The organism is Candidatus Magnetobacterium casense (assembly GCF_019173545.1).
GTDB classification, from domain to species: Bacteria; Nitrospirota; Thermodesulfovibrionia; order Thermodesulfovibrionales; family Magnetobacteriaceae; genus Magnetobacterium; species Magnetobacterium cryptolimnobacter.
This window is the reverse complement of sequence record NZ_JABXWD010000117.1, coordinates 1-9,576: the sequence shown is the minus strand read 5'-3', so window position 1 is coordinate 9,576 and position 9,576 is coordinate 1. Positions and strand designations below refer to the sequence as shown.

Annotated in this window: 6 protein-coding genes; 4 read left to right on the top strand and 2 right to left on the bottom strand. The window is 50.0% G+C overall.

All coding sequences use genetic code 11. The features are described from left to right. Positions 1-2,860 (bottom strand): serine/threonine-protein kinase (locus tag HWQ67_RS08010; protein WP_218252163.1); only part of this gene is annotated, 2,860 nt, incomplete at its 3' end. Between the two features lie 303 nt (positions 2,861-3,163). Between HWQ67_RS08010 and HWQ67_RS08005 the strand changes: the two genes are divergently transcribed. From HWQ67_RS08005 to HWQ67_RS07990, 4 genes are all read left to right on the top strand, one after another. Further along, positions 3,164-4,717, top strand: a complete 1,554-nt coding sequence (locus tag HWQ67_RS08005) for an HDOD domain-containing protein (RefSeq protein ID WP_218252162.1) — start codon at positions 3,164-3,166, stop codon at positions 4,715-4,717. Positions 4,718-4,834: 117 nt separating this feature from the next. Continuing rightward, positions 4,835-6,388, top strand: coding sequence for an HDOD domain-containing protein (locus HWQ67_RS08000; protein ID WP_218252161.1), 1,554 nt, complete (start codon positions 4,835-4,837; stop codon positions 6,386-6,388). Between the two features lie 88 nt (positions 6,389-6,476). Continuing rightward, complete coding sequence (locus HWQ67_RS07995) at positions 6,477-7,172, top strand: response regulator transcription factor (RefSeq protein WP_218252160.1); 696 nt, start codon at positions 6,477-6,479, stop codon at positions 7,170-7,172. Further along, a complete protein-coding gene (locus tag HWQ67_RS07990) occupies positions 7,162-8,523 on the top strand; it encodes a sensor histidine kinase (RefSeq protein WP_218252159.1) in 1,362 nt (453 codons plus the stop codon). Before HWQ67_RS07995 ends, HWQ67_RS07990 begins: the two co-directional genes overlap by 11 nt. 114 nt (positions 8,524-8,637) lie before the next feature. Here the strand turns inward: HWQ67_RS07990 and proC are convergent, their stop codons facing one another. Then, positions 8,638-9,459: a pyrroline-5-carboxylate reductase gene (proC, locus tag HWQ67_RS07985; RefSeq protein ID WP_218252158.1), complete on the bottom strand. Its 822-nt coding sequence runs from the start codon at positions 9,457-9,459 to the stop codon at positions 8,638-8,640. Positions 9,460-9,576: the final 117 nt, after the last annotated feature.

Below are 9,576 nucleotides of genomic sequence, written 5' to 3'. Positions count from 1 at the left end.
CAAGCAGTTCCTTTTTGGGGAAATAGGCCGCCAACTGTTCCTTTATCTCAAGGGCATCTCTGTCTTTTTCATAGCCCTTTATATCACGCGCCTTTTTAATAATTTCAGGGATTTCCATGATATTGTTGGCCCTGATGAGGTCCCTTGCGCGTTGTATTTCTTTCCGGAAGGCCGCCTCGCGCTCCTCTGACTCCACTGACGAAACCGGTATGGCAATGGCATATGAGAGGGGATAGTGATTGGCGATCTCCACGATCCTGATGCCATTCCAGATGCTATAGACCGCCCGTCTGCCCGATGGTGTGATTGCCAGGGCAGGCCCCTCAAACTTCTTGAATAAAAATACCCGCTGGCGGCTTCTTATATCCCACAGACATAAGGTCTCATCCTTGCTGCCGGAGACGACCAGGCTCTGCTGGTCAGAGAATGCCACACATAAGACCTCCCCCGTGTGTCCCCTGAAGGTATGCGCACACTGAGCCGTTGCGAGGTTGTACAGACGCATGGTCTTGTCCTCGCTGCCGGTTAGGAGCAGGGTCCCTGAAGGGCTTATGGCAACCGAAGTCACGCCCCCCGTATGTCCGGTGAAGGTACGCAACAGCTTGCCCGTAACGATGTTGTACAGAGACACGGTCGTATCAGTGCTGCCGCTTACGGCATAGAGGCCGTCGGGGGTAATTGCCACGGATGTAATCCTGCCCCTGTGGCCATCGTAATGCCTCAGCTTTAATCCGGAGACCAGGCTAAACAACAACAAGGCCCCGTCGTTGAATCCGGCCAGGATGTACTTGCTGTCGGGTGTAACGGCCACCGCCGTTATCCTTTTTGCGGGGTCGTTGCCCTCTGAGGAGCCATTCCTGGCAGAGTCGCTGATAACCCGCACGCACCTGCCCGTGGTACTTTCAACGCTGTAGCCGATATCCCACAGCCGCAGGGTCTTGTCGTTGCTGCCCGATACTGCAAATCTGCCATCGGAGCTTACGCACACGCATGTGACCCAATCGGTGTGTCCATACAGTGTGGTCAGGCACTTGCCTTCTTCGATGTCCCACACGCGCACCGTCTTGTCATCGCTGCCGGCAGAGATTGCCCTCTTGCTATCGGGGGTGATTGCAATGGAGGCGACCATGCCGTTGTGTTCCTCGATGGTATGCAGAATCTCAAAACCTGGCAGATAGCGATGAAACGCCTCCGTTGCAGAGGAAGGCATCCCCGGTGATTTATCTCTGTATGAGGTATAAAACTCATATGCCTCCTTCTGTCTGCCCTGTCTGGTCAGGGCCAGCGTACAGGCAGATACTATGTGGGGGTCTACGTTCTTTACCGCTGCCGGACGCTCCTTAGTTTTTTCGGTTTCGGGACGCTCCTGTGTTTTTTCGGCTCCGGTGGGGATGTCCTCTATAATACTGCGGCATTGTCTCTCCACATCCTTCCACAGAGTAATGGCAGCGGGGCCTTTACTACTGGCCGTTGCGGTAAAGACCCTGCCCTCTGCACAGAGGGCCAGCACCAGGTCCTTTATCTCTGCGGCGGAGGGATGCTCCGACTCTACGGCCTTCCAAAGCTCCTCAACCGCCTTTGAGTAGTTGCCCGAAAACATGTACAGGTTGCCCAACATGTGACACTCCCGCCAGTTCATATGACGCTTGATCGTTATCGCCTTTATCCTGCGAATGATATCTCTTTCCGTAATCGTGCCGTTTTTCCACTCATACAGAGCCAGATTGTATGTGGATTCAAAGTGCAGTGGGTCGGTCTTCAATGCCTCCTTCCAGAGGGCATCAATCCCACTGGTCTTTTTGAGGTCGAGCAGGGAGATCGCCCTGTTGTTGATACCATCGGCGGTTGCCCGACCGGCCAGGTATTGGGTACGCGGATATGCCTTGCCCGTGATATCACGGTATATGCGTCTTAACTCCTCTGCGATCTCAAGCATGGAGGCAGGGCGGTCTTCGGGCATCTTTTGGAGACATCGTTTGAGCAGATTTACGATTTCCGTGGGCATAGGGGGTATGATATCGTCCATGGGACCGTTTTGGAGGTAATTATCCAGTGCGATATCGGCAATGCTGCCGGTCATCCACGAGATGCCCCCTACGAATATCTCCAGTATGGACACCCCCCAGGACCATATGTCTGTCTTTGTGGACAGGGCCTTGTCAGTTACCAACAGTAAGGAGCTTGTCGTGGGCGTAACGATGGTTTGTTGTGCGGGGTTTGGCAGTGCAGACCGTGACAGTGTGGGCATTGACCTCTCTGCGGAGCTTGCCTGCTCGGGGGAACAGTAGGCCGGTGTCATGCCGCCATAGCTGACCAGCATCCCCCTGTTGATGTCCTGATCGATGGCCTTGGTGTCTGTGAGCGCCCTGGCCTTGGCTAGTCCAAAGTCCGTCACCTTGACTATCCCGTCATAGGACAGCATGACATTGGCCGGTTTGACGTCCTGATGCACCAGGCCCTTTTCGTGGGCATAGTGCAGACCGGTGGCAAACTGGATTGCTATGTCGAGGATATCCTCCAGGGTGGTTAATTTACGTTTGCGTATGCGGTCCCTCAGATTGCCTCCGCCAAGGTATTCGGCAAAGACCCGCGGGACGTCATCAATACGCCTTATGTAGTAGCAACTGACGATGTTGGGATGCAGCCCGAGGTCCATCCACGTTTCGGCCTCACGCTCGAAATTGCGTTTGTCCTCTTCCTTTTGGAAGTACTCAGGGCGCGGACTTTTCATAGCTAATTCCACATTCCAGCCCCTGTGAAATATCCGGTAGACCACCCCCATGCCGCCACTCTTGTAGACCTCACGTACCTCATAGAGGTCCAGCAACACATCACCAACAGTCCACTCTGTTGCTTTCATATCACATTATGTTGACACAACCATCCGGAATAGTCAAGATCAAAGCCCAGGTGCCAGCAGGACAAGCACACTTAGAGAATGTTATGAATTGTTGATAGGTGTATCCTCTTAAAAAAGCATGGTAAAAGGTTTCGCAGGAAGGGGTCAAGGGGACTGGTCCCCTTGCAGGGGGTTCTGAAGGGGGGCGGAGCCGCCCCTTTCTTTTCTCTGCGGTCAAATGCTATTGCCCCGCTACAAAAAAACTCTTGACAGCACAGTCGTGAATGCAGTACAATAACTATGGGGATTATCAATAGTTAAGATATGGTAGAGACAAAGATATCCGTCGTAGCACGGATACTGGATGGGATGAAAACGAAGGGGGAGTTTCCCGTGATGGGGCGCACTATTGCCCTGGTAAACACGCAGACAAAAGCGGACAACAAGACCTCTGTCGATGAACTTGCCAACACGATCCTGGGTGATATATCGTTGACCAATAAGCTGCTGCGGTTGGTAAACTCAGCCGCTTACATCAAGTATAACAGAGGGACGAAGATCAACACCATTTCACGCTCCATTCAGATATTGGGATTTAGCCATGTCCGTGAAGTAGCCTTATCACTTGTGCTCTTTGAGACTATTAAGGACAATTCGCTGGCCTCAGACGTCAGAGAGTCAGTCCTGGTTTCGTTTATGAGTGGGATAATGGCAAAGCGGATAGGCAGCAGGTTAGACATCGGTGAATTAGAGGAGGCCTTTATCTGCTCTATGTTTCATTCCTTTGGGAAGTTATTGATTGCCTTTTATCTGCCCGATGAGCATAAGAAAATCATAGAACTTGCCAGACTCAACAAGGTATCTGAAAACGAAACGGCCATTTCCGTCCTCAACGTAGCATATGACACTATTGGTATAGCTATTGCAAAATATTGGAACTTCTCCGAAAACATCATGTACTGCATGAAAAAGGTACCTTTGCACAAGCTCGCTAAACCAAAAACCGTTATAGAAAATATAAAATGTGTGTCTCTGTTTTCCAACAATTTATGTGAGTTACTTAACAATGAGCAGATTAATGTAAAAATGTGGAAGGATGCCTTCAACAGCTTTAATAATCTGTTTGACAACTGCAATGAAAATATTATAAATGAAGCCATAGAAGCCTCTTTCAAGATACTGATGTCCCATTGTAAAGACAGCAACTTCAATATCAGCTATAGTCGCATTACCAGGAACTTGAGCTTTATGGTAAAAGGGCAGGAGATACCAACAGTAAAGCAGGAGGAAGCGAAACCTGTAACTTCATTGCATATTATCGATAACGTCAATGACAGCGATACCGACAGCGCCGAAATTGTAACCCCCGAGGATATACTTGCACGAGGGGTATTAGAAATAACTAACACCATGGTGGAGGATTTCTCTTTAAATGACATATTGCGCATGATTCTGGAGACCATGCACAGGGGTATGGAGCTTACACGCACGATCATCGGTATAAAGAACGCTAAAGGACAGTCAATAGACGGTCGTTTTGGCTTTGGGCAGAATATAGAGAATCTGATTAAAGTGTTTCGTTTTCCTATTAACAAGGAATCAAACGACGTCTTTAACATATCGCTCAACAATGAATCTATTGTCGTTATCAGCAACGTTAATGATATAGAGGTGCAATCGTGCATTCCAAACTGGTTGCAAAAGGTGTTTAAGGCCCAGACGTTTATCCTGGTCCCTGTATTGGTACGTAAAACCCCGATAGGGTTGATCTACGGCGACTGGGCTACGGTAAACCCACATGCAATGAAAAACTCGCGCATGAGATATATTAAGATGCTTAAAAATCAGGCCGTAATGGCCATCAAACAAGTCATGTAGGGTGATAAGTAACTATAGCAGGAAGAAGGGGTCAAGGGGCTGCTACCTTAAAAAACTCTTGACAAACACAGGCGTTAATGTAGTACAATGTATAGGGGGATTATAAGTAGTTAATATATGGCAGAGACGAAGATACCCGTTATAGCACGCATATTAGACGGGATAAGGGCAAAGGGCGAGTTCCCGGTAATGGGGCGCACTGTTGCTCTGGTGAGCACACAGACAAAGGCCGGCAGTAAAGCCTCTGTCGATGAGCTTACAAACACAATATTAGACGACATTTCGCTGACCAACAAGCTGCTGCGGCTGGTAAACTCAGCCGCTTACGTCAAGTACAACAGAGGCGGGAAGATCAACACCATCTCACGTACTATCCATATATTGGGATTCAGTCACGTCAGGGACGTAGCCCTGTCCCTTGTGCTCTTTGAGACTATTAAGGACAACTCCATGTCCGTAGCTCTGAGGGAGGCGGTGTTGGTTTCGTTTTTGAGTGGGGTGATTGCAAAGAGAATGGGCAGCAGATTAGGTATGAGGGAATTAGAGGAAACCTTTATCTGTTCGATGTTTCATAGCCTCGGAAAGTTATTGCTTGTCTTTTATCTGCCAGATGAACATAGAAAGATCGTAGAACTTGCCAAACTCAAAAAGGTCTCTGAATATGAAATAGCCATCTCCGTCCTCAATGTAGCATATGACACCATTGGTATAACTATTGCCAAGCACTGGAACTTCTCTGAAAACATCTTGCTATGTATGCAAAAGATACCTTTGAACAAGCTCGATAAACCAAAAAACAATATAGAAAATATAAGGTGCCTGTCCCTCTTTTCCAACAACTTATGCGAGTTGCTCAACACCGAGCAAATGGACGTAAACATGTGGAAAGATGCCTTAAACAGCTTTACGAATATGTTTGATAACTGCGATCAAAGCATGGTAACCGAAGTCCTTGAGGCCTCTTTCAACATATTAATGGCTCACTGTGCAGATAGCAAATTTAACATAAACTACAGTCATATCACCAAGAATTTGAGTTTTATGATAAAAGGCCAGGATATCCCAATAGTACAGCAGGAGATAGTTAAACCTGTAAGCTCATTGCAGATACTTGACAACACCCATGATAGCGAAGACGACAGCAACGAAATCGTAACTCCCGATGACATACTTGCACGAGGTATACTGGACATAACCAATACCCTCCTGGAGGAGTTCTCTTTAAACGACTTATTGCGCATGATCCTTGAGACATTATACAGGGGAATGGAGTTTACACGCACCATCATCAGCATAAAGAATGCCAAGGGACAGTCGATAGATGGCCGTTTTGGTCTTGGGCGCAATATAGAGAATCTGGTCAAGCACTTTCGGTTTCCCATTGACAAGGATTCAAACGACGTCTTTAACATATCTCTCAGCAAGGACTCCATTGTGGTAATCAACAACGTTAATGACGTGGAGGTGCAATCGTGCATTCCCAACTGGTTGCACACGGTGTTTAATGCCCAAACGTTTATCCTGATCCCTATTTCGGTGCGTAAAACCCCGATAGGGTTGATCTATGGCGATTGGGCTACGGTCAACCCTCAGGCAATGAAAAACTCGCGCATGAGATACGTTAAGATGCTCAAAAATCAGGCCGTACTTGCCATTAAACAAGCCATGTAGAATATAGCGTGTTTCGATTGCGTGCAATAAAACAAGAAGGGGGCGGCTCCGCCCCCCCTCAGACCCCCCTGCAAGGGGACCAGTCCCCTTGACCCCATTAAATGCGTTCAGACATAAGGTGTTGCTTATCGAGGATGAGGGCAAGATAAGCGACATCATATCTACATACCTGCTTAGGGAGGGCTACACCGTGTTCACGGGAGCCACCGGAGCCGAAGGACTGAGGCAGATGAGTCAACAGCCCGACCTGATAATCCTCGACCTCAGACTGCCAGACATGGACGGTGAGGACCTCTGCCGGATGATACGGGCCGATTACGATATACCAATCATCATGCTAACGGCAAAGACGCACGAGGACGACCGAGTCAGGGGGCTCCTGATGGGTGCCGATGACTACGTCCTGAAACCATTTAGTCCCAGGGAGCTTATGGCCCGCGTCAAGGTCTGCCTCAGGAGGGCGGGCAAAAAACAACGCACTCTGAGCTTCAACAACGGCAAACTTGTTATCGATATGAACACTCACAACGTCATAGTCAACGGCAAGGTCGTGACGCTTACACCGACGGAGTTTAACATGCTCCTTGTCCTTGCCGGCAACCCCAACAAGGTGCTTACGCGCCCGCAACTGACAAACGCCGTCCTTGGCTATGACTTCGACGGCTATGACAGGACCATAGATGCACACATGAAAAACATGCGACAGAAGCTCGGACAATTCGATTACGTCAAGACCGTCTACGGGGTCGGATACAGGTTTAACTGCGCACCCGATGAAGACTAAGATATTTCTCTCCTTTTTAACCGTGATCGTTGTTGCCGGCATCTCAAATGCCGTTTTCAGATATTCAACCGTGAGGGACTTCGACAACTACAGGACGGGCATAGAGGAGGCCAACGTCTACTGGCTGATAGCCTCCATTGAGAGCAGCTATGAGGGTGGCGCTTTCAACTATGCCAGTCTGATGGAGGCCGTACACTGGGGGATGATGCTTGGTCTGGACGTGGTCGTGCTGGATGCAGCCGGCAGGGACATAATGGACTACACCCAAGTGTTGCAGCATATGAGCCAACCAATGAGGCAGAAAATGGCAGGCATCGTTGGCAGACATGGAGCAACCCAATCCTCCAGGGAGCATGATATCCTTGCGGAAGGCAAGAGGGTTGGCCGGGTGAGATTCACGCCGCTTGTCAGGGCCGATATCCGAGCAAGGGAGGAGTTTTTCAGGAGACGTGCAATGAGATTTATGCTTGTATCGTTTGTGATAGCTGGAGTGGGGTCGTTGTTGTTGGCGCTGCTCTTTAGCACGCTTTTGTCGTTGCCGCTGAAGAGACTCAGGGAGGCTGCCGCAAGGATCGCCGGCGGGGACTTCGGCGTAAGGATTTCCCACGGGGGCAGGGATGAGTTAGGCTCTCTCACGGAGTCCTTTAATCACATGGCCGAACAACTCAAGCGTGACGCCGAACTCAGAAAACGCCTCATGGCTGATATCACGCACCAACTGAGAACCCCGCTGACCATCATCAAGGCAAATGCGGAGGCAGTCCTTGACGGTGTGGTTGAGCACTCGGGGGCAACACAGAACATCATGGCTGAGGCAGAGAGATTGATGCGTCTCATCAAGGGCATTGAAGACCTCACAAACGCCGAGGCCACCTTCTTTAAGCCTCGCAACTACAGTGAAATTAACCTGACGTATTTTTTGTCCGAGACCCTTGAACGATACAGGCAGGTTGCGCTCAATAAGTCTCTTGCACTTTCGTTACATGGTGCAGATATGGTTGTCAGCGTTGATGGTGAGATATTGCAATCAATCCTTGACAACCTGCTCTCCAACGCCATCAGATACACAACCGAAGGCAGAATTGCGATTGAGTACGGAGGCGATGCCGCCGCCGTCTGGATCAAGGTATCTGACACCGGTATCGGGATACCCGCCGAAGAACTACCCCTTGTCTTTGAGCGTTTTTATAAAGGCAGACACTCCAGCGGTATGGGCATAGGGTTGGCCATCGTACATGAGCTGGTCGGCATCATCGGAGCACAGGTCACCATCAGAAGCATCCCAGGCCAGGGGACAGAGGTGATGTTGACAATTCCGTCCAAAAAATATAGCAAATTTCAATTGGATTAAATACAAGATACATGGCATTTTTATGGGGTCAAGGGGACTTCTTCGTGGCCGGGGCGCCTCGCCCCTCCCCTTGCGGGGGGTTCTAAAGGGGGGCGGAGCCGCCCCTTTCTTTCTTTAGCAGCCGAGCTTCTTGCCCAGCTCAACACTCCTCTGACATGCGGCGACGAGAGTCTGCGTGACAATGCCTTTAACGTTGCTGTTGTTTAACACATTCAAGCCTGCCTCGGTTGTACCCCCGGGTGAGGCCACCATCTTTACAATAGCCGCCGGGGGGATGCCGGAGTCGAGGAGCTTTGCCGTACCGACCAGCGTCTGAATCGCCAACATAACGGCGGTATCACGCCCAAGGCCAAGCCCCTCCCCGGCGTCGATCATCGCATCCACAAAATACGCAATAAAGGCCGGTCCGCTGCCCGAAACAGCCGTCACCGCATCCATAAAACTCTCCGGCAGGACGAGGGTCTTGCCTATGCAATCAAGTATCCCCGTGGCCTGACTGAGAACACCCTCTGCAACACCTTCGCCCACCGATATGACCGACATCCCCTCCTGCTCAAGGGCAGGGGTGTTGGGCATCACACGGATTACGCTTGCACCACGGAAGACCTTCCCCAGGTACGACAGATTGATCCCCGCCATAATCGATATGATCACCTTGCCGGTGAAATCAACAGCCCGTGTTTCATCGGCCAGGGCGGCGAGGGTCTGTGGTTTGATCGCCACGATGATCACGTCGCAGGCGTTTATGAGTTCCAGGTTATCGCCGGTCGTGTTAATGCCGTATAGCTGTGCGAGTTGCTGTCTCCTGTCTTGCCTCGGCTCGGAGACAATAACGTCCCTCATCCCCTTTGCCAACATCCCCTTGAGCATGGCCTCGGCCATGTTGCCGCCACCTATAAATCCTATCATCGTAACACCATCCTTTTTGCCATCCATTGTAAGGTCTATACTTTTGCACTTTTTTATTAACTGGCTTTTTATGCGGTTTTTGAAAATGGATTCCCGTTTTCACGGGAATGACAAGAAGTGGTATTTTGCGCCCATCTGTGTCAT